This is a genomic window from uncultured Azohydromonas sp. (genome assembly GCF_937926365.1).
GTDB lineage: Bacteria > Pseudomonadota > Gammaproteobacteria > Burkholderiales > Burkholderiaceae_C > Azohydromonas.
In genome coordinates this window covers 1-24,704 of sequence record NZ_CALAOH010000017.1, presented here as the reverse complement: position 1 = coordinate 24,704, position 24,704 = coordinate 1, and the positions used below count along the sequence as shown (strand labels likewise).

Annotated in this window: 16 protein-coding genes and 1 tRNA gene; 13 read left to right on the top strand and 4 right to left on the bottom strand. The window is 70.2% G+C overall.

What is annotated here, in order from left to right:
- Positions 1-6: 6 nt before the first annotated feature.
- The 8 genes from prfB to Q0741_RS01140 all read left to right on the top strand — a co-directional run bounded on the left by prfB (position 7) and on the right by Q0741_RS01140 (position 9,509).
- Positions 7-1,111, top strand: a protein-coding gene (gene prfB, locus Q0741_RS01175; RefSeq protein WP_298231372.1) for a peptide chain release factor 2 whose coding sequence is annotated in 2 segments (ribosomal slippage) — positions 7-87 and positions 89-1,111 — 1,104 coding nt in all. Because the reading frame shifts where the segments join, the coding sequence is not laid out codon by codon here.
- Positions 1,112-1,242: 131 nt separating this feature from the next.
- Positions 1,243-3,951, top strand: coding sequence for an aminopeptidase N (gene pepN / locus Q0741_RS01170; RefSeq protein ID WP_298231371.1), 2,709 nt, complete (start codon positions 1,243-1,245; stop codon positions 3,949-3,951).
- 42 nt (positions 3,952-3,993) lie between these two features.
- Positions 3,994-5,010: a class 1 fructose-bisphosphatase gene (locus Q0741_RS01165; RefSeq protein WP_298231370.1), complete on the top strand. Its 1,017-nt coding sequence runs from the start codon at positions 3,994-3,996 to the stop codon at positions 5,008-5,010.
- A 200-nt stretch (positions 5,011-5,210) separates the two neighbouring features.
- Positions 5,211-5,286, top strand: a tRNA-Thr gene (locus tag Q0741_RS01160).
- 120 nt (positions 5,287-5,406) lie between these two features.
- Positions 5,407-6,378, top strand: coding sequence for a glucokinase (locus tag Q0741_RS01155; RefSeq protein ID WP_298231369.1), 972 nt, complete (start codon positions 5,407-5,409; stop codon positions 6,376-6,378).
- 34 nt (positions 6,379-6,412) lie between these two features.
- Positions 6,413-7,318, top strand: a complete 906-nt coding sequence (locus Q0741_RS01150) for a DUF72 domain-containing protein (protein ID WP_298231368.1) — start codon at positions 6,413-6,415, stop codon at positions 7,316-7,318.
- Positions 7,319-7,423: 105 nt separating this feature from the next.
- Complete coding sequence (locus Q0741_RS01145) at positions 7,424-8,641, top strand: DUF3182 family protein (RefSeq protein ID WP_298231367.1); 1,218 nt, start codon at positions 7,424-7,426, stop codon at positions 8,639-8,641.
- Positions 8,642-8,660: 19 nt separating this feature from the next.
- Positions 8,661-9,509 carry an alpha/beta fold hydrolase gene (locus Q0741_RS01140; RefSeq protein ID WP_298231366.1) on the top strand — a complete coding sequence of 283 codons (849 nt, stop codon included), beginning with the start codon at positions 8,661-8,663 and terminating at the stop codon, positions 9,507-9,509.
- Positions 9,510-9,518: 9 nt separating this feature from the next.
- Here Q0741_RS01140 and Q0741_RS01135 read toward each other — a convergent pair whose 3' ends face one another.
- Positions 9,519-10,436, bottom strand: a complete 918-nt coding sequence (locus tag Q0741_RS01135) for a LysR family transcriptional regulator (RefSeq protein WP_298231365.1) — start codon at positions 10,434-10,436, stop codon at positions 9,519-9,521.
- Between the two features lie 93 nt (positions 10,437-10,529).
- Between Q0741_RS01135 and Q0741_RS01130 the strand changes: the two genes are divergently transcribed.
- Both Q0741_RS01130 and Q0741_RS01125 read left to right on the top strand, forming a co-directional pair.
- Positions 10,530-11,639, top strand: a complete 1,110-nt coding sequence (locus tag Q0741_RS01130; RefSeq protein ID WP_298231364.1) for a DMT family transporter — start codon at positions 10,530-10,532, stop codon at positions 11,637-11,639.
- Positions 11,640-11,745: 106 nt separating this feature from the next.
- Complete coding sequence (locus tag Q0741_RS01125; protein ID WP_298231363.1) at positions 11,746-13,881, top strand: bifunctional diguanylate cyclase/phosphodiesterase; 2,136 nt, start codon at positions 11,746-11,748, stop codon at positions 13,879-13,881.
- Positions 13,882-14,185: 304 nt separating this feature from the next.
- Here Q0741_RS01125 and Q0741_RS01120 read toward each other — a convergent pair whose 3' ends face one another.
- Positions 14,186-15,643 carry a TrkH family potassium uptake protein gene (locus Q0741_RS01120; RefSeq protein WP_298231362.1) on the bottom strand — a complete coding sequence of 486 codons (1,458 nt, stop codon included), beginning with the start codon at positions 15,641-15,643 and terminating at the stop codon, positions 14,186-14,188.
- Positions 15,644-15,657: 14 nt separating this feature from the next.
- Positions 15,658-17,148: a Trk system potassium transporter TrkA gene (gene trkA, locus Q0741_RS01115; protein ID WP_298231361.1), complete on the bottom strand. Its 1,491-nt coding sequence runs from the start codon at positions 17,146-17,148 to the stop codon at positions 15,658-15,660.
- 188 nt (positions 17,149-17,336) lie between these two features.
- On the opposite strand from trkA, the gene Q0741_RS01110 reads away from it, so the two are divergent.
- Positions 17,337-17,903, top strand: coding sequence for a DUF4148 domain-containing protein (locus tag Q0741_RS01110; RefSeq protein WP_298231360.1), 567 nt, complete (start codon positions 17,337-17,339; stop codon positions 17,901-17,903).
- A gap of 156 nt (positions 17,904-18,059) precedes the next feature.
- Here Q0741_RS01110 and Q0741_RS01105 read toward each other — a convergent pair whose 3' ends face one another.
- A complete protein-coding gene (locus tag Q0741_RS01105) occupies positions 18,060-18,464 on the bottom strand; it encodes a nucleotidyltransferase substrate binding protein (protein WP_298231359.1) in 405 nt (134 codons plus the stop codon).
- A 199-nt stretch (positions 18,465-18,663) separates the two neighbouring features.
- Between Q0741_RS01105 and recC the strand changes: the two genes are divergently transcribed.
- Positions 18,664-21,969, top strand: coding sequence for an exodeoxyribonuclease V subunit gamma (gene recC / locus Q0741_RS01100; RefSeq protein WP_298231358.1), 3,306 nt, complete (start codon positions 18,664-18,666; stop codon positions 21,967-21,969).
- Positions 21,966-24,704, top strand: a 2,739-nt coding sequence (locus Q0741_RS01095; RefSeq protein ID WP_298231357.1) for a UvrD-helicase domain-containing protein, incomplete at its 3' end; no start/stop codon positions are given. The genes recC and Q0741_RS01095, both read left to right, overlap by 4 nt.

The window sequence follows — 24,704 nt, the reverse complement described above, 5'->3', positions numbered from 1 at the left end:
CCACACATGGACATCGAACGCATCAACGCCATCGGCAGCCTGCTGTCCGACCTGAGCGAGCGCACCCAAGCGCTAAGGGGGTATCTTTGACTACGACCGCAAAGCGCTCCGCCTGAACGAAGTCAACGCCGCGCTGGAGAACCCCAGCGTCTGGAACGAGCCCAAGCGCGCCCAGGAGCTGGGCCGCGAGAAGAAGTCGCTGGAGACGGTGGTCGAGACCATCAACCATCTCGAGCGCAACCTCGGCGACAACCTCGAGCTCTGGGAGATGAGCAAGGCCGACGAGGACTTCGCGGCCCTGGAGCACATCGAGTCCGAGGCGCAGCAACTGCAAGGCACGGTGGAACAGCTGGAGTTCCGCCGCATGTTCAACAACCCCGCCGACCCCAGCAACTGCTTCATCGACATCCAGGCCGGCGCCGGCGGCACCGAGGCCTGCGACTGGGCCAGCATGCTGTTGCGACAGTACCTCAAGTACTGCGAGCGCAAGGGTTTCAAAGCCGAGGTCATGGAGGAAACCGAGGGGGACGTGGCGGGTATTCGGAGCGCAACCATCAAGGTGGAAGGCGACTACGCCTTCGGTCACCTGCGCAGCGAGACCGGCGTGCACCGCCTGGTGCGCAAGAGCCCCTTCGACAGCTCCGGCGGGCGCCACACCAGCTTCGCGTCGCTGTTCGTGTATCCGGAAGTCGATGACTCGATCGAGATCGACATCAACCCGGCCGACGTGCGCACCGACACCTTCCGCGCCTCCGGCGCGGGCGGCCAGCACATCAACAAGACCGACTCGGCGGTGCGCCTGACGCACATCCCCACCGGCATCGTCGTGCAGTGCCAGAACGACCGTTCGCAGCACCGCAACCGCGACGAAGCCTGGCAGATGCTGCGCTCGCGCCTGTACGAGCACGAGATGCGCAAGAAGATGGCCGAGCAGCAGAAGCTGGAGGACGCCAAGACCGACGTGGGCTGGGGCCACCAGATCCGCTCCTACGTGCTGGACCAGAGCCGCATCAAGGACCTGCGCACCAACGTCGAGATCTCCAACACCCAGAAGGTGCTGGACGGCGACCTCGACGCCTTCATCGCCGCCAGCCTCAAGCAGGGCTTGTAAACCCCGCCGAAGTCCCGTTCGCCCTGAGCTCGTCGAAGGGCCCGCAGCCCAACCAGGCCACCGGCTTCGACAAGCTCAGCCCGAACGGGAGACACCTCAACCTTTCGAGACACGCACCGGAGCAGCAGCACATGCGCGAAGGCACCGCCCAACTCGTCCGCCGCGAGGACTACCTCGCGCCGGCCTACCGCATCCGCAGCGTCGAGCTGGCATTCGACCTGGAGCCGGCTAAGACGCTGGTGAGCTCCAAGCTGCTCATCGAACGCGACGCGCAGGCCGCGCCGCAGCCGCTGCGCCTGCACGGCGAGGGCCTCACGCTGCTGCGCGTGCTGGCCAACGGCGAGAGCGTGAGCTTCCGCCACGAGGACGGCACGCTCGTGATCGACCATCCGCCCGAGGATGCGAGCTTCACGCTGGAGATCAAGAACAGCTGCTGCCCCGAGAAGAACACCGAGCTCTCCGGCCTCTACACCAGCGGCAACGGCTTCTTCACGCAGTGCGAGGCCGAAGGTTTCAGGCGCATCACCTACTTCCTGGACCGGCCCGACGTGATGGCCGTGTACACGGTGACGCTGCGCGCGGACAAGGCCAAGTACCCGGTGCTGCTGTCCAACGGCAACCTGCTCGAGCAGGGCGAGCTGCCCGGCGGGCGCCACTACGCCAAGTGGCACGACCCCTTCCCGAAGCCCAGCTACCTCTTCGCCCTGGTGGCGGCGGACCTGGTGGCGCGCGAGCAGAAGATCCGCACCCGCAACGGCAAGGAGCACCTGCTGCAGGTGTACGTGCGCCGCGGCGACCTGGACAAGACCGAGCACGCGATGAACTCGCTCATCGCCTCGGTGGTGTGGGACGAGGCGCGCTTCAAGCTGCCGCTGGACCTCGAGCGCTTCATGATCGTGGCGGTCGAGGACTTCAACATGGGGGCCATGGAGAACAAGGGCCTCAACATCTTCAACACCAAGTACGTGCTGGCCAGCCCGGCCACGGCCACCGACGTGGACTTCTTCGGCGTCGAGAGCGTGGTGGCGCACGAATACTTCCACAACTGGACCGGCAACCGCGTCACCTGCCGCGACTGGTTCCAGCTCAGCCTCAAGGAAGGCCTGACGGTCTTCCGCGACCAGGAGTTCTCGATGGACATGAGCGGCGGCGCCAGCGCGCGCGCCGTGCGCCGCATCGAGGACGTGCGCCAGCTGCGCTCGACCCAGTTCCCCGAGGATGCCGGCCCCATGGCGCACCCGGTGCGCCCCGACAGCTACGTCGAGATCAACAATTTCTATACCGCCACCGTCTACGACAAGGGCGCGGAAGTCGTGCGCATGATGTCCACGCTGGTGGGCCGCGAGGGTTTTGCCAACGGCATGAGCCTCTACTTCGAGCGCCATGACGGGCAGGCCGTGACCTGCGACGACTTCGCCCAGGCCATCGCGGACGCCAACCCCGGCAGCGCCTTGAGCACGCGGCTGGAGGCCTTCAAGCGCTGGTACGCGCAGGCCGGCACGCCCACCGTCATCGCGCGCGGCGTGTACGACCCCGAGACCAGCCGCTACACGCTGACGCTGCAGCAGCGCTGCGCGCCCTCCCCCGGGCAGCCGGTGAAGCAGCCCTTCGTGATCCCGGTGGCGATGGGGCTGCTGGCGCACGACGGCACGCCGCTGACACTGCAGCTCGAAGGCGAGGAAGCCGGCGGCCACACCGAGCGCGTGCTGGTGCTGGAGCAGGCCGAGCAAAGCTGGACCTTCGTGAACGTGGGCGCCGCGCCGGTGCCCTCGCTGCTGCGCGGCTTCTCCGCGCCGGTGATCCTGGACGACGGCCTGTCCGACGCCGAGCGCCTGGTGCTGCTGGCGCACGACACCGACGCCTTCAACCGCTGGGAATCGGGCCAGCGCCTGGCGCTCACGCGGCTGTGCGCCGCCGCCGAGGGCCATGCCTCGGCGCACTTGGACGACGCCTTCATCGAGGCCATGCGCACCGTGCTGCGCCACCCGACGCTGGACGCCTCGTTCAAGGAGCTGGTGCTGCAGCTGCCCACCGAGGGCTACGTGGCCGAGCAGCTGCCGGTGGTGGACCCGCAGCGCGTGCACGCGGTGCGCGAGTCGATGCGCGCACAACTGGCGCAGCACCTGCACGCCGACTGGGCCTGGGCCTGGGAGCACCACCAGCTGCGCGAGGGCTATCAGCCCACGGTGGCGCAGGCCGGGCGCCGCGCGCTGGCGAACCTGGCGCTGTCGATGCTGTGCCTGCACGCGCAGCGCAGCGGCGACCCGGTGTGGCCGGGCCGCGCCTACCAGCGCTTCAAGGACGCGGGCAACATGACGGAGCGGCTGGGCGCGCTGTTGGCCCTGGTGGAGTCGCACGCCGAGCTGGCCGAGCCCGCGCTGGCGCGCTTTCACGAGCTGTTCAAGGACGACGCGCTGGTGCTGGACAAGTGGTTCGCGCTGCAGGCGCGCGCGCCGGAGCACGACGGCCGGGTCTTCGCCCGCGTCAAGGCGCTGCTCAAGCATCCGGACTTCTCGCTGCGCAACCCCAACCGCGCGCGCAGCCTGCTGTTCTCGCTGACCATGTTCAACCCGGCGGCCTTCCACCGGGCCGATGCCGCGGGCTACGTGTTCTGGGCCGACCGGGTCATCGAGATCGACGCCATGAACCCGCAGCTGGCCGCGCGGCTGGCGCGGGTGATGGACCGCTGGCGCAAGCTGGCCGAGCCGTACCGCGGCGCCGCGCGCGAGGCGATCCAGCGCGTGGCCTCCAGGCCCGACCTCTCCAACGACGTGCGCGAGATCGTCATGCGCGCGCTGGCCGACGACGCGATCGAGGCCACCGAGGCCGTCACGGCCTGACGAATCCGAATCCCATAGCATTTTTCCCAGGAGGCAGCACCCATGAGCCATCGAGTCAGTCTGACCCAGTACCTGGTCGAGCAGCAGCGCGAGCACGACAACATCCCGGCGCAGCTGCGGCTGCTGATCGAGGTGGTGGCGCGCGCGTGCAAGCGCATCGCCATCGCCGTGAACAAGGGCGCGCTGGGCGAGGTGCTGGGCAGCGCCGGCAGCGAGAACGTGCAGGGCGAGGTGCAGAAGAAGCTCGACATCATCTCCAACGAGGTGCTGATCGAGGCCAACGAGTGGGGCGGCCACCTCGCGGCCATGGCCAGCGAGGAGATGGATGAGATCCACATCATCCCCAACCGCTACCCGCAGGGCGAGTTCCTGCTGCTGTTCGATCCGCTGGACGGCTCCTCCAACATCGACGTCAACGTCAGCATCGGCACCATCTTCTCGGTGCTCAAGAAGCCGGCCGACCACGAGGGCGTGAGCGAGGCCGACTTCCTGCAGCCGGGGCGCCAGCAGGTGGCCGCGGGCTACTGCGTGTACGGCCCGCAGACCACGCTGGTGCTGACCGTGGGCGCCGGTGTGGTGATGTTCACGCTCGACCGCGAGCTCGGCGGCTGGTTCCTGGTCGATCAGGGCGTGCAGATCCCGGCCGACACCAAGGAATTCGCGATCAACATGAGCAACATGCGCCACTGGGACGCCCCGGTGAAGCGCTACATCGACGAATGCCTGGCCGGCAGCACGGGTCCGCGCGGCAAGGACTTCAACATGCGCTGGATCGCCTCCATGGTGGCCGACGTGCACCGCATCCTCAGCCGCGGCGGCATCTTCATGTACCCGTGGGACGCGCGCGAGCCGAGCAAGCCCGGCAAGCTGCGCCTGATGTACGAGGCCAACCCGATGGCCTTCCTGGTGGAGCAGGCCGGCGGCGCCGCCACCAACGGCCACCAGCGCATCCTCGACATCCAGCCCACCAAGCTGCACGAGCGCGTGAGCGTGATCCTGGGCTCCAAGAACGAGGTGGAGCAGGTCACGGGCTACCACCTGGAAGCCGCGAAGAAGTGAGCCGCCACGGTTGAGAAGGCACCGGCACGGGGTTTGCCGCGCGCTGCGCCCACGCACCAGCGCATCGCCCAGCCCCCGTGCCCCACTTTCCTGGCCTTCTCAACCCTCGCCGCACGCCCTGCCGGAACGGGTTTGAAAAATTTCAAGCAAAAAGCTTGTCGTCCCCCTCAAACCTGTGCCATAATCTAATTCTTGTCAGCGCCGGTGTAGCTCAGTTGGTAGAGCAGCGCATTCGTAATGCGAAGGTCGGGAGTTCGACTCTCTTCACCGGCACCAACACCCTAAAGCCCAGGTTTCTCACGGAACCTGGGCTTTTTCGTTGGTCCCTGTCCGGACGCCTTCGCGGGCGGGACGGCAATCTTTCGGACCTGATCGGGATTGGAGTGGAGCCTCGCCATGCAGCCCGGACCTGACACCCTGCGCCTCGTCGGTGACGTGGGCGGCACCAACGCCCGCTTCGCCCTGCTCGACGACTTCGGCCACCTGCATTCCGCACGCACGCTGCCCACCGCGGACCACGCCGACCTGGCAGCGGCCGTGCAGGCCTACCTCGCGCAGTTGGCGAGCCGGCCGATTCCGCTGCGCGAGGCGGCCATCGCCATTGCCAACCCCATCGAGGGCGACTGGCTGCAGATGACCAACGGCCCCTGGCGCTTCTCCATCGAGGCCACGCGCCAGGTGCTGGGACTGCGGCGCCTGTGCATGCTCAACGACTTCGAGGCCCTGGCGCTGGCGGTGCCCGCGCTCGGCGGCGATCAGCTCGACGCCGTGGGCGGCGGCAGCACCGTGGACCGCGCGCCGCGCGTGCTCATCGGCCCGGGCACCGGGCTGGGCATGGCCTCGCTGGTGTGCGGCCACGACGGGCGCTGGATCGCCGTGCCCGGCGAGGGCGGCCATGCCACGGCGGCGCCCACCTGCGAGCGCGAGGCCGACATCCTGCGCGTGCTGTGGAAGCAGTTCGACCACGTATCGGTTGAGCGCGTCGTTTCCGGCATGGGCCTGGAGAACCTCTACCGCGCCATCGCCACGCTCGACGGCGTGCCGGCGCAGTCGCTGAGCGCCGCGCAGATCAGCCAGAAGGCGCTGGCCGGCAGCGACGCCCAGTGCGTTGAGGCGCTGCAGCGCTTCTGCGCGCTGCTGGGCAGCGCCGCGGGCAACCTGGCGCTGACGCTAGGCGCGCGCGGCGGCGTGTACGTGGGCGGCGGCATCGTGCCCAAGCTCGGCCCCTACTTCGCCGCGTCGCCCTTCCGCGCCGCCTTCGAGGACAAGGGACGCTACCGCGACTACCTCGGCCGCATTCCCACCTTCGTCATCCGCGCCGAGGAGCCGGCCCTGCTGGGCGCGGCGCGGGCGCTGGAACAGGACTGACTGAACAGCCACGGCGGCAGCGAAAGGTGGTTGCATGGACATCCGGATCGGCACCGCGTCGTGGACGGACAAGTCGCTGATCGACTGCGGGCGCTTCTATCCCAAGGAGGCCAACAGCGCCGAGGCGCGGCTGCGCTACTACGCCTCGCAGTTCCCGCTGGTGGAGGTGGACTCCTCCTACTACGCCATGCCCTCCCCCAGCACGGCGCGGCTGTGGTCCGAGCGCACGCCGGCGGACTTCACGATGAACGTCAAGGCCTTCCGGCTCTTCACCGGCCACCAGACGCAAACCAAGGTGCTGCACGAGGATCTGCGCCAGGCGCTGGCCTGGCCGGAAGGACGCAACCTGTACTGGAAGCACGTGCCGCCGGAGATTCGTGCCGAGCTGTGGCGCCGTTTTCAGCAGGCGCTGCAGCCGCTGCAGGACGCCGGCCGGCTGGGGCTGGTGCACTTCCAGTTCGCGCCCTGGGTGGTGTGCAACCCGGCCGGCATCGAGCACGTGCAGGATTGCGTCGCGCACATGCCCGAGCACCTGCTCAGCGTGGAGTTCCGCCACAAGAGCTGGTTCGACGAGAAGCACCGGGCGGACACGCTGGCGCTGCTGCGCGACCTGAGCCTGGTGCACACCGTGGTGGACGGCCCGCAGGGCTTCAGCAACAGCGTGCCGGCGCTGTGGGAGGCGACGCACCCCGGCATCGCGCTGCTGCGGCTGCACGGGCGCAACACCGAGAGCTGGAACACGGCCGGCCCCACCACCGCCGCCTCGGACCGCTTCAACTACGACTACAGCGAGGCCGAACTGGCCGGCATCGCCGAGCACCTGCGCCAGCTCGCCGCGCGCGTGGCGAGCTGCCACGTGGTGTTCAACAACAACTTCGAGGACCAGGGCCAGCGCAACGCGGCCACGCTGATGCGGCTGCTGCAGCTTTCCAAACGCTGAGCCGTCCACGGGCGCCGCGCCCGGGCTCCCGCTGGAAAGGCCTGGGCACGGCCGTTGCCGAATCCCGGGCATCCGGCACTTTCGCCGACCGATCCGGGGTTCCCCATGGCGAACGCAGCAGCTCTCCTCGTCCCGTCGGCCGGTGGCCGGCATCCTCCCTCGGCCCTCGTCGAGCCGCCCGGCAGCACGTGCCATGCGCTCACGCCGCTCAAGCGCTTGAGCTTCGTGGCCTGCCGCGCCGATGCGCGCGAGCACGAGCTGGCCACCCAGCGCGGCATCGCGCAGCGCCTGGCCACCCTGCTGGGCTGCGACTTCACGGAAGGCGACATCGCACCCGACACCAGCTACCTGCCCGGCGCGCTGGGCTACGTGGTGCCCAACGAGACCATCACCTCGCTGGAGACGGCGCACCGCCTGGGCATCCGCGGCGAGGAGGACTTGTTTGGCGGCGTGGTGCCCGCGCCCTTCGTCGCCAGCAAGGCCATCACGCACGGGCTGGTCCGGCCCGGTGCCGCCGCGCCCGCGGGCTGGAGCGAATGCTTCGGCGAGCGCGTGCGCGACAGCGTGCTGCCCGGCTACTCGGCCTTCAGCCTGGACGACGCCCGCGAGGCCGGCGCCCGGCTGCTGGCGGACGGCCCGGTGCGGTTGAAACTGGCCTGCGGCGTCGGCGGCTCGGGGCAGTCGGTGGCGCGCGACGCGGCCGCGCTGCGGGCGCAACTGGAGGCGCTGCCAGTGGAGCAGATCGAGCGCCACGGCCTGGTGCTGGAGCGCAACCTGGCCGACGGGGTGAAGACCTGGAGCATCGGGCTGCTGCGCCTGGGCTCGCTGGTGGCGAGCTACTTCGGTACCCAGCGCAACACCCACAACCGCCACGGCCAGGAGGTTTACGGCGGCTCCACGCTCACGGTGGTGCGCGGCGGCTTCGAGCGCCTGGAGCAGATGGCACTGGACAGCGGCGATCCGGAGGCGTCCCGCGCCGTGGCGCTGGCGCGCACCTACCACGAGGCCGCGCGCGACTGCTTCGAAGGCTTCCTGGCCTCGCGCGCCAATTACGACGTGGTGCAGGGCCGCGACGCCGCCGGGCGCGAGTGTGTCGGCGTGCTGGAGCAGTCCTGGCGCATCGGCGGCGCCAGCGGCGCCGAGGTGGCGGCGCTGCAGGCGCTGTGCGAGGACCCTCGGCGCGAAACCGCGCGCGCCTCCACCGTGGAGGCGCACGGCGAGCTCGGCCCGCTGCCCGAAGGCGCCGTTCTGTACTACCGCGGCGTGGACGAGCACGTGGGTCCGCTCACCAAGTACGCGCTGCTGCACACCGACCAAAGCTGACTCTTCACACGGGAGGACCATGAGCACACGCGAGCAAGCCGTCGAGATCGCCGTCGATGACGTGAGCATCGACGGCACCGTCATCACGCCCGGAACCGCCATGCCCGGCGTGCTGTTCGTGCACGGCTGGGGCGGCAGCCAGGAGCAGTACCTCAACCGGGCGCGCGAGATCGCGGCGCTGGGCTGCGTGTGCCTGACCTTCGACCTGCGCGGCCATGCCGACACCAAGGAGCAGCGCGAATCCGTCTCGCGCGACAGCAACCTGCGCGACGTGCTGGCCGCCTACGACCGGCTCACGCGCCATCCGCACGTGGACCCGGACGCCATCGCCGTGGTGGGCAGCAGCTACGGCGGCTACCTGGCGGCCATCCTGACCAGCATGCGCCGCGTGCGCTGGCTGGCGCTGCGGGTGCCGGCGCTCTACATCGACACCGGCTGGGAAGTGCCCAAGGTTCGGCTGCACAAGGACCAGGACCTCAAGGCCTACCGTCGCAGCTTCATCAAGGCCGACGACAACCGCGCGCTGCGCGCCTGCGCCGACTTCGAGGGCGACGTGCTGATCGTGGAGTCCGAGCACGACGACCGGGTGCCGCATCCCGTCATCACCAGCTACCGCGAGGCCTGCCTGCAGGCGCGCTCGCTGACCTACCGCTGCATCGCCGGCGCCGACCACGGGCTCACCGACGAGAACGCGCAGCGCGCCTACACCGCGCTGCTGACGCAGTGGATGGGAGAAATGCTGGCGCAGGTGCGGCGCAACGGCGACACGGGCGCGGCGCAGGCGGGCAAGGCGGCGGCGGGCCGGCAGGCGGCCACACAGGCCGCCGCCAGCGAGGTGGAGCCGGAGGCGCCGCCGGGAGCGCCGTGATGCCGGCGCTCAATCCCGGCGCCGCAGGGCTGTCGTCAGGTGGTCGATCAATGCCCGGCACTTGGAGAGCATGAAGCTGTTCGGCGGAAACAGCAGGTAGGCCTGGCCGCGGTAGTTGGCCTGGAACTCCCAGTCGTCGAGCACGCGCACGATCGAGCCGCTGTCCAGCGCGTCGCGGGCCACGAAGTCCGGTAAGCAGCCCACGCCCAGGCCGCCGCGCACGGCGTCCAGCCGGATCTCGCTGTGGTTGGCGACGTAGCGCCCTTGCACGATCACGTCCACCGCCTCGTCGCCCTTGCAGAAGCGCCAGCGGTTGTCGCGCTCCTGCTCGCCCAGGTAGAGGCAGCTGTGCGCCAGCAGGTCGCGCGGATGCCCGATGGCCCCCTTTTCCTCCAGATAACGCGGCGCGGCGCACAGGATTTGCCGCACCGCCATCAGCGGCCGCGCCACCAGCCCCTGCGGCGGATCGGGGGTCAGCCGCACCACCAGATCCACGCCTTCGCGAATGGGGTCTATATCCCGATCCGCCACGATGAGCTGCATATCCAGGCTCGGGTGGCGCCCCAGAAAATCCATGAGCAATGGATGCAGCACGTGGCGCGCAAATGCCTTGGGTGCGCTGATGCGCACTTGGCCGCGAGGCTCGCCCACGAACTGCTGGGCCACCTGCATCGTGGCCTGGGCCGCCGTCACCAAGGCGCGGCAATGCGCGAACGCCTCGATGCCCGGCTCGGTCAGGCGCAGTTGCCGCGTGGTGCGCTGAATCAACTGCACACCCAGCTCCTTTTCCAGCCGCGTGACCTGCCGGCTCACGGCCGAGGGCGTCATGCCGAGCTGGCTCGCGGCTGCGGAAAAACTGCCCAATTCAGCCACCCGCAGGAAGCTCACCATTTCGGGCAGGATTTTCAAGAATGCATTTGTTCCCACGGCGCAATACTCTTGTTCCGGCTCAACGGTTGGCCATTATTCCACCGGCTTTTAATATGACCGGCATCCGAATCAAATTCCTTTTGATATTCCATGAATGGTATCCCGGCGCAAGAATGGCACCCGTGGGGCGGCTCGCGGCTGCGCAGCCGCATGGGCAGCGGCGAGTTCATGCTGCTGGTGGTGGCAGCCGTCTGGGGCAGCAGCTATGCATTGGCCAAGCAGGCCACGCAGCAGCTGCCGGTGCCTGAATTCCTGGCCCTGCGCTTCGGCCTGACCTTCGTGCTGCTGCTGCCCGCGCTCAAGCCGCTGTGGGGCGGCCACTGGCGCCAGGGGCTACAGGTGGGCGGCCTGCTGGGCGGCAACCTGCTGGCGATCTTCCTGTGCGAGACCTACGGCGTATCGTTGACCACGGCTACCAACGCCGCCTTCCTCATCAGCTTGTGCGTGGCCTTCACGCCGCTGGTGGAGTGGTTCATGTTGGGACAGCGGCCCCCGGCGCGCATGTTCTGGGCCGCGGGCGTGTCGGTGCTGGGCGCAGCGCTGCTGGCTGACGCTGGCACGGCCGCGGCGGCAACGCTGCACAGCGGCCTGGGCAACGGGCTGATGGTGCTGGCGGCACTGCTGCGGGCCTTCTTGGTCTGCCTGACCAAGCGTGTGGCCGGACGGCATGCCCTGCCCGCCCTGACGCTGACGGCGCTGCAGGCCGGCGTGATGGCCCTCGGCGCGCTGCTGTTGTCGCTGCTGATACGCCGCGGCGCCTGGCCGCCGCTGCCGATGGAGCCAGTGTTCTGGTTCAGCATCAGCTTCCTGGTGCTCTTCTGCACCGTGTTCGCGTTCTTCGCGCAGAACTACGCCGCCGCGCGCACCAGCCCTTCGCGCGTGTCGCTGCTCATGGGTTGCGAGCCCGTGTTCGGCGCGCTGTTCGCGTTGCTGTGGCTGGGCGAGCCGTTGACCTGGCAGGTATACAGCGGTGGCTCGCTGATCGTGCTGGCGACCTGGTGGGCGACTACACCGCAGCCGGTGCTTCCGGACTCGGCTGCAGCGCCCATTCAAGATTCAAGCGAACAAGACTCGCGACAGCACCAGCATGGTGCCTGGACAGGCCATGCGCACCACTTCCGCGCAAAGCCAATTGCGTTTGCACAAAAAACAGGATCGGACAAGCCGATTTCTGCAAATCCCCAAAAAATTCGAGCCTGAAAATTCCAACTATTTCACGAAACACGGCCTTGGATTGCGATCCGCAGTTCACATCGATGCGCGACCGGCCGAATTGAAGGCGATGTCGTTGCAAAGCCTGTGAGTCATGGCCCATACCATTTCCGATGCCCTCATGGGTGACAAAGGGTCCACTCCAGCCATTCATTCGCTTGAAGCCCTGCTGGCCAACATCCACGGCATGGTGTATCGCTGCCTGGCCGACACGGCGTGGACCATGGAGTTCGTGAGCCAGGGCGCCTTCGAGCTCACCGGCCATCTTCCGAGCGAACTGCTCGGCCAGCATGCAATCCCCTTTGACCAGCTCATTCACCCGGAAGACAGGGAGCATGTCCGGCAAGTCGTCCAGGATGCGGTGGACCATGGCAGAAGGTACGAGCTGGAATACCGGATCCGGAGAAAGGACGGCGTGCTGCGCTGGGTCGTGGAGCGTGGGTCCGCCGTCAAGTATGTGGACAAAGGCCTGGCGATCCTGGAAGGGATCATCCAGGACGTCACCGACCGGAAGAAGTCCAACGAAAACCTGCTGGAGGCTGAACGCCGCTACCGAAGCATTTTTGAAAATGCCATCGAGGGCATTTACCAGTCCACAATGGCGCAAGGCTATCTTGACGTCAATCCGGCCTTGGCCCGCATTTATGGATACGACTCGCCCAGCCAGTTGATCGAAGGCCTGCGCGACATAGGCTCCCAGCTCTACGTGGACCTCAACCGGCGGCTCGAATTCATGCAGATCATGGACAAGCATGGAATCGTATCCAATTTCGAGTCCCGGGTTTACAGGCGCGATGGTTCCGTTATCTGGATTTCAGAGAATGCCCGCGCCGTGCGCAATGAGGCCGGCGAGGTTCTTTTCTACGAGGGCACCGTCGAGGACATCACCCAACGCAAGCTCAGCGAAGCGGAAATCCATTTCCGAGCCACCCACGATCCGCTGACCCGGCTCGCGAACCGTACCCTGCTGGAGGAGCGCCTGGAGCAGGCGATAGACGGTGCGCGCCGCAACGGCAAGTGCGTGGCCGTGGTTTTCCTGGACCTGGACAAATTCAAATACATCAATGACAGCCTGGGCCATCAGCTTGGCGACGAATTGCTGGTCACGATTGCCGATCGGCTCCGGCACTGCGTGCGCGAAAGCGACACCGTCGCCCGCCTGGGCGGAGACGAATTCGTGCTGGTCCTGGTGAACCAGATCAACGAAAAGACCGTCGAGAAAACCGTACAGCGCATCCTGAGCGACGTGGCCAGGCCCTGGGTGGCCAACGGCGTCGAGATCCAGGTGACCTGCAGCATGGGCGTCAGCCTGTTCCCGGCCCACGGGTGCGATTCCGCGGCCCTGCTCAAGCACGCGGATGCGGCGATGTTCGAGGCCAAGCGGCTGGGGCGGAACAATTCGCAGTATTTCTCCGAGAACCTGGACGATGCGGCAGTCAATCGCCTGGAGACGATTTCCAGCCTGCGCCACGCCCTCAAGAACCACGAGTTCCAGCTGCATTACCAGCCCAAGTGCGATCTCGCCACCGGGGCCGTGGTCGGGGCGGAAGCGCTGATCCGCTGGCAACGGCCCGGCCGTCCGGTCGTGGGCCCGAATGTATTTCTTCCGCTGGCGGAAGACGCCGGCCTGATGGAAGCGATCGGTGAATGGGTGCTGCACACCGCCTGTCTGCAGAACCGGAAATGGCAGGACGCCGGCCTTCCTCCCATTTCGGTTTCGGTGAACGTTTCCCCACTGCAATTGGAAAAGGATTCGCTGCTTCCCCAGATCACCCATGCGCTCCGGGAAAGCGGGCTGGCACCTCGTTATCTGGAAATCGAAGTCACCGAGAACGGCATGATGCGCCATATCGAGCGGTCGATGCAGACCTTGCGCAGGCTCAAGGATTTGGGGGTTCGCCTCTCGATCGACGACTTCGGCACCGGCTATTCGAGCCTCAGCCACCTGAAAAGCCTGCCCATGGACACGCTGAAGATCGACAAGAGCTTCATTCGCAACATTTCCTCGGACCATCAGAATGCGAGCATCGTCAAGGCGGTCATTTCACTGGGGCACTCCCTCGGCCTGAAAGTGGTCGCCGAAGGCGTCGAAACCGAGTCCGAGTACAGGCATCTGCAGCTCATAGGCTGCAATGAGATGCAGGGCTACTACCGGGGCCGGCCGGTACCGGCGCAAAGCTTTTCGATGGCCTATTTACAGGCGCCCACCCACGCCATGCCGGCCGCATAGGCCGACGGGCGGGCGCCTGCTCATACGGGTCTCATAAATTTTCCAAACCCGTATGACTTGACTGGCAAGCGGAACCTGGAATCAAGCCGCCAGCGCCTCCCGCCGCGCCGCCAGCGCGCCGGGCCCTCGCCATCCACCACGAAGTGCTTGCATGACAGGGGCGTCCATGTACGGGATGACAACGTTTTTCCCACGGCCAGCCCCACGGCACGCGAGGCGTCCTGACGTCGCACTCTTCCCGGACAGCGGTACGCGCAGGCGGACATCCACACGGACTGCGCTGAAGCGCTGAAGGGCACTGCCCTCACTTCCTCCAGAACGCCGCCGTGAACAGCACCAGGATCGAAAACAGCTCCAGCCGCCCCAGCAGCATGGTGATGGTGCAGACCCAGACCTGGAAGTCGGTGAGCGGCTGGAAGGTGCCGGCCGGGCCGACCACGCCCAGGCCCGGGCCGGTGTTGTTCAGGCTGGCGAGCACCGCCGTGAAGGCCGTCACCACCTCCAGCCCCGAGAACAGCAGCAGCAGCGTCGCCCCCACCATCACCGCGCCGTAGATCAGCATGAAGGCCAGCACCGACAGCAGCACGTTGGCGTCCACCGCGGCCTCGCCCAGCGTGATCGGCACCACCGCGCGCGGATGCACGATGCGCTTGAACTCGCGCTGCGCGCTCTTCATCAGCAGCAGCGAGCGGATCAGCTTGATGCCCCCGCCGGTCGAGCCCGCGCAGCAAGTGAAGCAGGACATGAACAGCAGCATCAGCGGCGCGAAGGACGGCCACTGCGCGTAGTCCCGCGTCGCGAAGCCGGTGGTGGTGGCGATCGAGACGACGTGGAAGGCGGTGTGGCGCAGCGTCTCGAAGAAGGTGGGGTACACCTCGTGCGCCATCAGGAACAGCGTCAGCACCACCACGGCCGCCGCCAGCAGGAACAGGTACAGGCGCGCCTCCAGGTCGCACAGCAGCCCGCGGAGGCTGCGCCGGCGCCAGGCCACGAAGTACAGCGCGAAGTTCAGGCCCGCCAGCGTCATGAACACGGTGGCCACCATCTCGATGGCCGGCGAGTCGAAGGCGCCGAAGCTCGCGTCGTAGGCGGCAAAGCCCCCCAGGCTCACCGTGGTGCACATGTGCATGAAGGCGTCGGCCCAGCTCATGCCGGCCAGGCGGTAGGCCAGGAAGCAGGCCAGCGCCATCACGAAGTAGATGGTCCACAGTCCGCGCGCGGTTTCGGCGATGCGCGGGGTGAGCTTCTGGTCCTTCATCGGGCCCGGCGTCTCGGCCTTGAACAGCTGCGAGCCACCCACCCCCAGCAGCGGCAGGATCGCCACCGCCAGCACCAGGATGCCCATGCCGCCGATGAACACCATCAGGCAGCGCCAGACGTTGATCGACAGCGGCAGCTTCTCCAGCCCGGTGAGCACGGTGGCGCCGGTGGTGGTCAGGCCCGAGACGGCTTCGAAGTAGGCGTCGGTGAACGAGAGGCCGTCGATGTGGAACAGCAGCGGCAGCGCGCCGAAGGCCGGCAGCACCGTCCACACCAGGCTCACCAGCAGGAAGCCGTCGCGCGGCAGCAGCTCGCGGTGGGAGCGCCGGCCCAGCAGGAACAGCGCCAGGCCGCAGAAGAAGGTGATGAGGATGGCGCCGTCGTAGGACCGCAGCGCCGCGTCGTCGCCGAAGTAGGCGAAGGCCAGCGGCACCAGCATCGCGCCGGCGAACAGCATCAGCACGCCGCCGAGCACGGCCAGGACGGGTAGCAGGCTCTGCAAGCGCGCCTCGCCGCCTAGATGAACATGGGCGAAACCTGGAACAGCTTCTGCACTTGCCGCACCTGTTTCTTGTTGGGCAGGAAGACGATGAGGTGGTCGCCGGCGCGCACTTCGGTGTCGTGGTGGGCAATGACGATCTCGGCGGCGCTCACGTCCATGGCGCCGCGCCGCTCGCGCAGCGTCAGCCCCTCGCCCGCGCCGCGGCCCCGCCGCTCGCGCCGTCCCACGACGGCTTCGCCGCGCTCGGGCAGCCCGCGCACGATGGCGCCGATCTGCGCGCCGGCGGGCAGCGGGATCTGGTCGATGCGCCGGCCCACGAGCTTGCTGGTGGTCTGGTCGCCGCTGACCACCGCCTCCAGCACCTCGGCCGTGCCGTGGCGCAGCGAGTGCACCGCCTCGACGTTGCCCCAGCGCACGTGCGCCAGCAGCTCGCCGATGACGGCCTGCGCCGGCGACAGCGCGATGTCGATGGTGGTGCCCTGCACCAGGTCGGCGTAGGCCTTGCGGTTGATGAGCGCCAGCACGTGGCGCGCGCCCATCCGCTTGGCCAGCAGGCAGGCCATGATGTTGTCCTCGTCGTCGCTGGTCAGGGCCAGGAACAGGTCCATGTCCTGCACGTTCTCGTCGCCCATCAGCTCCTCGTCGGTGGAGTCGCCGTTGAGGATGAGCACGTCGCCCGGGAGCTGCGTGGCCAGGTAGTCGCAGCGCGCGCGGTTCATCTCGACGATCTTCACGTTCACCTCGCCGCGCAGCTGCCGCGCCAGCCGCAGCCCCACCCGGCCGCCGCCGGCGATCATGACGCGCCGCACCGGGCGGTCGCGCTCGCGCAGCGCGCCCAGCACGCCGCGCAGGTGCTGCGTGGCGCTGAGCACGAACACCTCGTCGCCGGGCTCGATGCAGGTGGTGCCGCACACGTCGGCGATGGGCTTGTCCTGGCGGTAGATGGCGACGATGCGCATGTCGGCGCCGGGCACGAGCTTGGGGATCTCGTCGAGCCGGTGTTGCACCAGCGGCCCGCCGGCCACGGCGCGCACCGCCACCAGGCTCAGCCGCCCCTGCGCCAGCTCCAGCACCTGCAGCGCCTCGGGGTAGCGGATGAGCTGCCAGATCGAGCGCATCACCGACTCCTCGGGACAGATGACGCGATCGACGCCGAAGCCCTCGCGCTCGGTGGTCAGCGGCGTGCCTTCCTGGAACTCCGGGCTGCGCAGCCGCGCGATGGTGGTGGGCACGTTGAAGAGCTGGCGCGCCACCTTGCAGGCCACGAGGTTGGACTCGTCCAGCTGCGCGCAGGCGATGAAGAGGTCGGCGTCGGGCAGCCCCGCGTCGCGCAGCACCGAGGGCTGGATGCCGTTGCCCGCCACGCCCTTGAGGTCGAGCCGGTCCTGCAGCACCGACAGCCGGGCCGGGTCGGTGTCGATGACGGTGATGTCGTTGGCTTCCGAGGCCAGGCTCTCGGCGACGCTCTCTCCCACGCGCCCGGCCCCAAGGATGACGATGTTCATGGCGGCGGCATCTTCACGCGGCCCCTCCACGGCGGCAAGCAAGGGGGCGGGCGCGGTGATCAAAACGTGAACCTTGCTGGACGGCGGCGTGAAGTCCGGCGGCCAGAGTTGTCAGCACCAGCCCCGGCACCTCCTCCTCTCCCGCCGACGGTGCTGGACCCCAGGTCCACCGCAACGAAAGGTCCGCCATGAAAGCCACCCTGATCACCACCGTCCTGGCCGCTGCCGCCGCGGCGCTGTTGTCCTTCAACGCGCAGGCCGCCGAGGGCGTGCTGGCGTACATCCGCGAGTCCGCGCCGCCACCCTTCGCCGACACGGCCGGCATGGGCAAGACGCGTGCGCAGGTGCGCGCCGAGCTGGCCGAAGCCGTGGCGCGCGGCGAGGTGTCCAACGGCGGCGTGCCGCCGCTGGCGCGGCCCTACGACTTCCACTACGCCGAATCGGCGCCGGGGCTGCTGGCCGCACCGGGCGGCAAGACGCGGGCGCAGGTGAAGGCCGAGCTGGCCGAGGCCGTGGCGCGCGGCGAGGTCAGCAACGGCGGCGTGCCGCCGCTGGCGCGCTCCCTGGGCGAATCCGGCCCGGCGCCCTTCGCGCCGCAAGGGCAGAAGACGCGCGCGCAGGTCAAGGCGGAGCTGGCCGAGGCGATCGCCAACCGCGAGCTGTTCCTCAGCGGCGGCAGCCATTACCGGCGCGGTTACGAGGAGGCCGCACCGTCCCCGGCGGCACGGGCGGCACGGGCGCTGGCGGCGCGCTGAGGGGTGAGCGCCGGCCGCGGCAGTGCCGGCGGTGCTCAGGACGTCCCGTCCTGCGCCAGCACCCGCCGCGGCCCCACCAGGGCCTTGAAGGATTCGTCGGCGCCGGCCCGGCTCAGCACGCCCACCTCGAAGAGGAAATCCGTCCTTGCCTGCCCCTCACACCACCCTCCCCGCCAACCTCCTCTGCAAATACCGCAGCTCGTCCAGAAACCGCGGAATCGCCGCCACCACGTCCGGCCCCATGGGCTCGTCGTCGCCGTGGCCGACATGGGCGCGCAGGTCGTGCCACACCCGCCACAGCGGCCAGTCGCCCGGCAAGACGCCCTGCTCGTGCGCCAGGTGGATCAGCGTCGGCATGTCCATCGCCTCCACCGTCTTCGGCTCCGAGGTGGCCAGCGTCAGGCAGCGCCGCAGCGCCTTGTGCGCCAGGTCGAAGCTGAATTCGAAGCGCTGGATCAGCCCGTCGCGGATCAGCAGATCGCTCGGGTCCAGCAGGCAGCGCCGCAGTCCCTCGTCCAGCCGCTCGATGGCGCGCCCCAGCGGCGCGATGTAGAGCTCCATGCCCGTCTCCCTCGGTGGTGATGTGCGGCCCGGAAAATGGCGGGCCGTCTCCACGGCAAGCAGTGCGCCCGTGGCCCGCACGGACATGCCCCCCGCCGCTATCCTCCCGCCCTCGCGCGCGGGCCGCAGGGGTTTCAACCTCCGCCCGGCGGGCCCGGTGGTGACATGCTCTCCCGGCACGCGCGCGTCCGCAGTACCGATGTTGAGCCTTTGTTTTTCCAACCGTTTCGAGGCGCTGCAGCACGCGCTGCTGCAGGCCCTGCAGACGGAGCCCCCCAGCGGCGATCCCTTCGAGAGCGTCCACCTCGTCGTGCCCGGCGACGCGGTGCGCCGGGCGCTGTCGCTGGCCCTGGCCGACGCGCAGGGCGTGTGCGCCAACCTGAGCTTCAGCACCCTGCCCGACTGGCTCGCGACGCAGTGCGCGCGGCTGCTGCCCGGCGCTCCCGGGCTCGCACCCTTCGCGCCGGCCGAACTCGCCTGGCGCCTCTACGGCGTGCTGGGCGACGCGGATTGGGTGTCCGCGCAGCCGCGGCTGCAGGCCTGGCTGGGCGGCGCCGATGCCCTCATGCGCTGGGAGCTGGCACAGCGCGGCGCGGCGCTGATGGATCAGCTCCTGGCCTATCGCGCCGACTGGCTGCAGGGCTGGAGCGACGGCCGGCCCGCCGGCATCGAGGCGGAGACGGAAGACGAGGCCTGGCAGGCCGCACTCTGGCGCCGCCTTCGGCTCGACCTCGGCCTGGCGCAGCGCCACCCCGCCGAAGCGCCGCTGCTGGCGCTGCAGCGCCTGGATGAGGAGGCTCTGCGCGCGGCCGGGCTGCCGCGCCGGGTGCACGTGTTCATGCCCTTCGCCCTCGCGCCGCTGCACCTGGCGCTGCTGCAGGCGCTGGCGCGGCGCATCGACGTGTGCTGCTACGTGCTCAACCCCTGCCGCGAATACTGGTTCGAGGTGGTGGACGCGCGCCGCCTGGCGCGGCTGGAGCAGCAGGGCCGCGCGCTCTACCACGAGGTCGGACAGCGGCTGCTGGCCGCCTGGGGCCGGCAGACGCAGGCGCAGCTGGACCTGCTGCTGGAGGCCGCCACCGAGGCCGAGATCGAGGTCGAGGCTTTCATCCCCCGCGGCGCCCCGACGCTGCTGGCCCGGCTGCAGGACGCGGTGCTGGCGCTGCGCGACCTGGAGCCGGGCAGCGTGGCGCTGGAGCCGGATGACCACAGCGTGGAGGTCCACGTCGCGCACTCGCGGCTGCGCGAGCTGGAGGTGCTGCAGGACCGGCTGCTCGCGCTCTTCGCCGCCGACGAAACGCTGCAGCCTTCGGACATCCTGGTCGTCACGCCGGCGCTGGACGCCGCCGCGCCGCTGGTGGAAGCGGTGTTCGGCACCGCCCCGCGCGGGCGCTTCATCCCCTTCGCCATCGCCGGCCGCGTACCCAGCCGCGTGAACGCGCCGGCGCGGGTGCTGCTGTCGCTGCTGGGGCTGGTGGGTTCGCGCTTCAGCGCCGGCCAGGTCTTCGAGCTGCTGCTGCAGCCGCTGGTGGCGCGGCGTTTCGACTTCGAGGCCGACGCGCTGGAGCAGGTGCGCACGTGGCTGCGCGAGGCCGCCATCCGCTCCGGCCTGGACGGCGGGCGCCACAGCCTCGGCGAAGGCCTGTCGCGGCTGTTCCTGGGCTACGCCCTGCCCTCGGCACCCTCGGAGCCCTTCGGCGACCGGCTGCCCGTCGGCGCCTGCGAGGGCGAGGAGGACACGCTGGCGCTGGGCGCGTTCTGGCGCTTCGGCAGCACGCTGCGCCGGCTGGACGCGCTGCTGTCGCACCCGCTGCCGCCCGCGCGGTGGCGCGCCGCGCTGCTGGAGGCCGCCGAGGCGTTGCTGGCTCCCGGCGAGGCCGAGCGCGCGGACTGGCGCGAGTTGCAGCACGCCCTGGCCGCGCTGCACGAGCAATGGCGCGCGGCCGCGCTGGAGGAGCCGTTGCCGCTGCCCGTGGTGCGCGCCGCGCTGCAGGCGCAGCTCGACGCGGGCGCACCCGGCGCGGTGCCCGCCGGGCGATTGACCTTCGCGCCCATGGACGCGCTGCGCGGCCTGCCCTTCCGGGTGGTGTGCGTGATCGGGCTGGACGACGGTGCCTTCCCCGCCACCGAGCGCCCGGCCGAGTTCGACCTGCTGGCGCTGGCACCGCGCCGCGGCGACCGGCAGCGCCGCCAAGACGACCGAAATCTATTCCTGGACCTGCTGCTCTCGGCGCGCGAGCGCCTGCTGCTGTCCTATACCGGCCGCGGCGTGCGCGACCACGCGCCGCTGCCGCCGTCGGTGCTGGTGTCCGAGCTGTTGGACGTGCTGGTGCCCGCTGTCGCGGCGGATGGCTCCGCGGCGGCGCGCGCCGCCGCGCGAGCCCGGCTGGTGGTGGAGCACCCGCTGCACGCCTTCGACCCGGCCGCCTTCGACCCGGCCTCCGACCCGCGCCTGCGCAGCTTCGATGCCGACATGGCGCGGGCCCTGCAGCGCGGCGCGGAGACGCCGGCGGACGTGCCCGCGTGGGGGCCGTCGCTGCCGGATGTCTTGGATGACGAGGCTGAAGGGGATGCGCTCCCGGCCGCCGCGCCCGAGGTGCCTGGACGGCCCTTCTTCGGCGCACCGCTGCCCGTCAGCGAGGAGTACTGGCGCCACGTGACGCTGGAGCAGCTGGCCGCGTTCTTCCGCAACCCCTGCCGCGTGTTGCTGGAGCGGCGCCTGGGCCTGGCGCTGCCGCGCTCGCGGGAGGCCCTGGCCGAGGAGGAGGACTTGTTGCCCGATGTCCGCTCCCGCCGCTCGCTGGCGCGGCGGCTGCTGCCCGCGCTGGCGCAAGGCGGCGACCCAGGCGCGCTGCTGCGCCTGGCCCGGGCCGGCACCGAGTACCCCACCGGCCGGCTGGGCGGACTGCTGCTGCGGCGCGAGATGGGCGCCCTGACGGACTACGCCGGCGCGCTGCGCGGGGCGGCACAGGCGCTGCCGCCCTGGAGCGGCACGCTGGACTTCGAGCTGGAGGGCGAGCCGTGGCAACTGGAGGGCGCCCGCGCCGACCTGCGCCCGCAGGGCCTGTGGCTGGGCCGCTATGGCGATGCCGGGCCGCACGATTTCATTGAGGCCTGGCTGTGGCACCTGTGGCTGAACGCCGGTCGCCCGCCGGGCGTGGCCCCGCGCACGCGCTGGCAGGCGCGCGACGGGGCGTTCGAGCTGGGCGAGGTGGCGCATCCGCGCCGCACGCTGGCCGAGCTGATGGCGCTGTACCGGCAAGGGCTGTCGCGGCCACTTCACTTCTTCCCGCGCTCGGCCTGGGAGTTCATGGAGGGCAAGGAGTCGCTGCCGCGGGCGCGCGCGGCCTGGCGCGGCACGCCGCAACGCCCCGGCGAAAGCGAGGACGAAGCCTACCGGCTGGCGCTGCGCGGCTGCGCGGAGCCGCTGGACGAGGAATTCGTGCGCTGCGCGCGCACGGTCTTCGGGCCGCTGCGGCGGTGCTTGCGGGGCAGCGCCCCATGACCCTCGCCCCCCTGGACCTCTTCGCCGCCCCGCTCGACGGCATCCGGCTGATCGAGGCGTCGGCCGGCACGGGCAAGACCTGGCACGTCTGCGGCCTGGTGCTGCGGCTGCTGCTGGAGCGCGGCCTGGAGCTGCCGCGGATCCTGGTGCTCACCTTCACCAACGCCGCCACCGCCGAACTGCGCGAGCGCATCCGTGCCCGGGTGGTGGAGACGCTGGAAGTGCTGCAGGGCGGCGACGCCCACGACGGCGACCCCTTCGTGCCCGCGCTGCTGCGCCACCTGCACCAAGCGCACGGCCTGGACGACGCCACGCTGGCGCAGCGCCTGCGGCTGGCGCTGCAGAGCTTCGACGAGGCCGCGATCTTCACCATCCACGGCTTCTGCCAGCGCGCGCTGGCCGAGCTGCCCTTCGCCGCCGGGCTGCCGCTGGCGCTGACGCCGCTGGCCGACGACTCGGCGCTGCTGCACCAGGCCGTGCACGACTTCTGGCGCCGCCACGTCGCCACCGAGGACCTCGACCCCGCCCTGGCCGCGCACCTGGCCGCCCGCCGCGACACGCCGCGCAAGTTCGCCGCGCTGCTGGCGCGGCGCCTGGGCAAACCGCTGTCACCCTGCCTGTGGCCCGTGGCGCTGGACGAGGCAGCGGACGAGACCCCCACCGCCGGCCTCGCCGAGGCCCTCGACGCCGCCCGCGCCTGCTGGCAATCCGGGCGCGAGGCCGTGGCGCAGGCGCTGCACGAGGCGGCTCCGGGCCTGTACGCCCAGAGCTACGGCGCCGAGAGCGTCGCCACCGCGCTGGCCGGCTGGCAGCGCTGGATGCACGGCGGCGACGCGCTCGCGCCGCTGGACCTGGAGGGCGACAAGCTGGAGCTGCTGTGCGCCGCCACGCTCGCGCAGCGCACCCGCAAGGGTTTCAGCCCACCGGCGCACCCCTTCTTCGGCCTGGCCGACGCGCTGCTGGCCACCCGCCGCCGGGCGGACCGGCAGCTGGAGCTGGCCCGGCTGCGGCTGCTGCGGCGGCTGTTCGAGGAGGCCGGCGCCGCGCTGCGCCAGCGCAAGCGCGAGCTGCGGGTGGCCGCCTTCGACGACATGCTGTTCAACCTGCACGAGCGGCTGCAGGCGGTGCCGGCCTTGGCGGCGGCGCTGCGCGCACGCTTCCCGGCGGCGCTGATCGACGAGTTCCAGGACACCGACCCGCTGCAGTGGGCCATCGTCGAGAGGGTCTGGGGCGAGGCGGACGCGGCGGACGCGCCGCTGCTGCTGGTGGGCGATCCCAAGCAGGCGATCTACGGCTTCCGCAACGCCGACCTGCCCACCTACCTGCGCGCGCGCGAGCGCGCCGCAAGCGTCTACACGCTGGACCGCAACCAGCGCTCCAGCGCGGCGCTGGTGTCGGCGCTGAACCACCTGTTCCTGTCGCACGGCCGCAGCTTCCTGCTGCCGGGGCTGGAGATCGCGCCGGTGGGCGTCGGTGACCGGCCACGCCCGGCCTTCGAGGACGACTCTCCCGCTGCCGGCGACCTGGGCGCGCTGCAGCTGTGGCTGCTGCCGCGCGACCAGGGCGATCAGCCTGCGCTGCGCGAGGCGGCGCTGCACGCGGCCGTGCAGGCGACGGCGGCGGAGATCGCGCGGCTGCTGCGCGAGGGCCGCGCCGGGCGCATGCGGGTGGACGGCCGGCCGTTGGCGGGCGGGGACATCGCCGTGCTGGTGCGCAGCCATGCGCAGGGCGCACTGGTGCGCCAGGCGCTGGCCGCGCTGGGCGTGGGCAGCGTGGCGCTGTCGCCGGCCAGCGTGTTCCACGCGCCGGAGGCCGGCGAGCTGCAGAGCGTGCTGGCCGCGGTGCTGGAGCCCGCGCACGCCGGCCGGCTGCGCGCCGCGCTGGCGACCGAGGCCATGGGCTTCGACGCCACGGCGCTGGAGGCGCTGGAGCAGGACGAAACCGCCCTGGCGGCGCACCTGGAGCGCTTGGCAAGCTGGCGCGCGTGCTGGTTCGAGCACGGTGTGGCGGCGATGCTGCGGCGCTGGCTGCAGGAGGCCGGCGTGGCCGCGCGGCTGCTGGCGCGCCCCGACGGCGCGCGGCGGCTCACGAACCTGCTGCACCTGGGCGAGCGGCTGCACGAGGCGGCCGAGCAGCAGGGCACGTCGGCCGAGGGGCTGCTGCGCTGGCTGGCGCTGCGCCGCGCGCAGCCGGGCGCGGACGAGGCCGACCAGCTGCGGCTGGAGTCGGACCAGGCGCTGGTGCGCATCGTCACCATCCACAAGGCCAAGGGGCTGGAGTACGGCATCGTGTTCTGCCCCTTCCTGTGGGACGCGCAGGCCCCGCCGGCCGCCGCGCCGGGGATGGTGGAAACGCACGACGCCCAGGGGCGGCCGGTGCTGGACCTGCGCGCGGGCTGCGGCGACGCCCGTGACGAGGCGGCGCTGAAGCTGCGGCAGCGCACGGAGCAGGCGGCCGAGACGCTGCGCCTGGCCTACGTGGCGCTCACGCGCGCGGTGCATCGCTGCTACCTGGTGGTCGGGCCCTACACGGCGCGCGCCGGCAAGGGTTTCAGCACGCAGGCCGGCACCCGCGCGGTGCTGAACTGGCTGGCGGCTGGGCACGACTTTCAGGACGCCGCGCAGTGGCTCGAACACGGGCTGCAGCCGGCGGACATCGAGGCGGCGTGGCGGCGGCTGGCCGCCGGCAACGACGCCATCCGGCTCGCGCCGCTGCCCATGGCGCCGGGCGAGCCG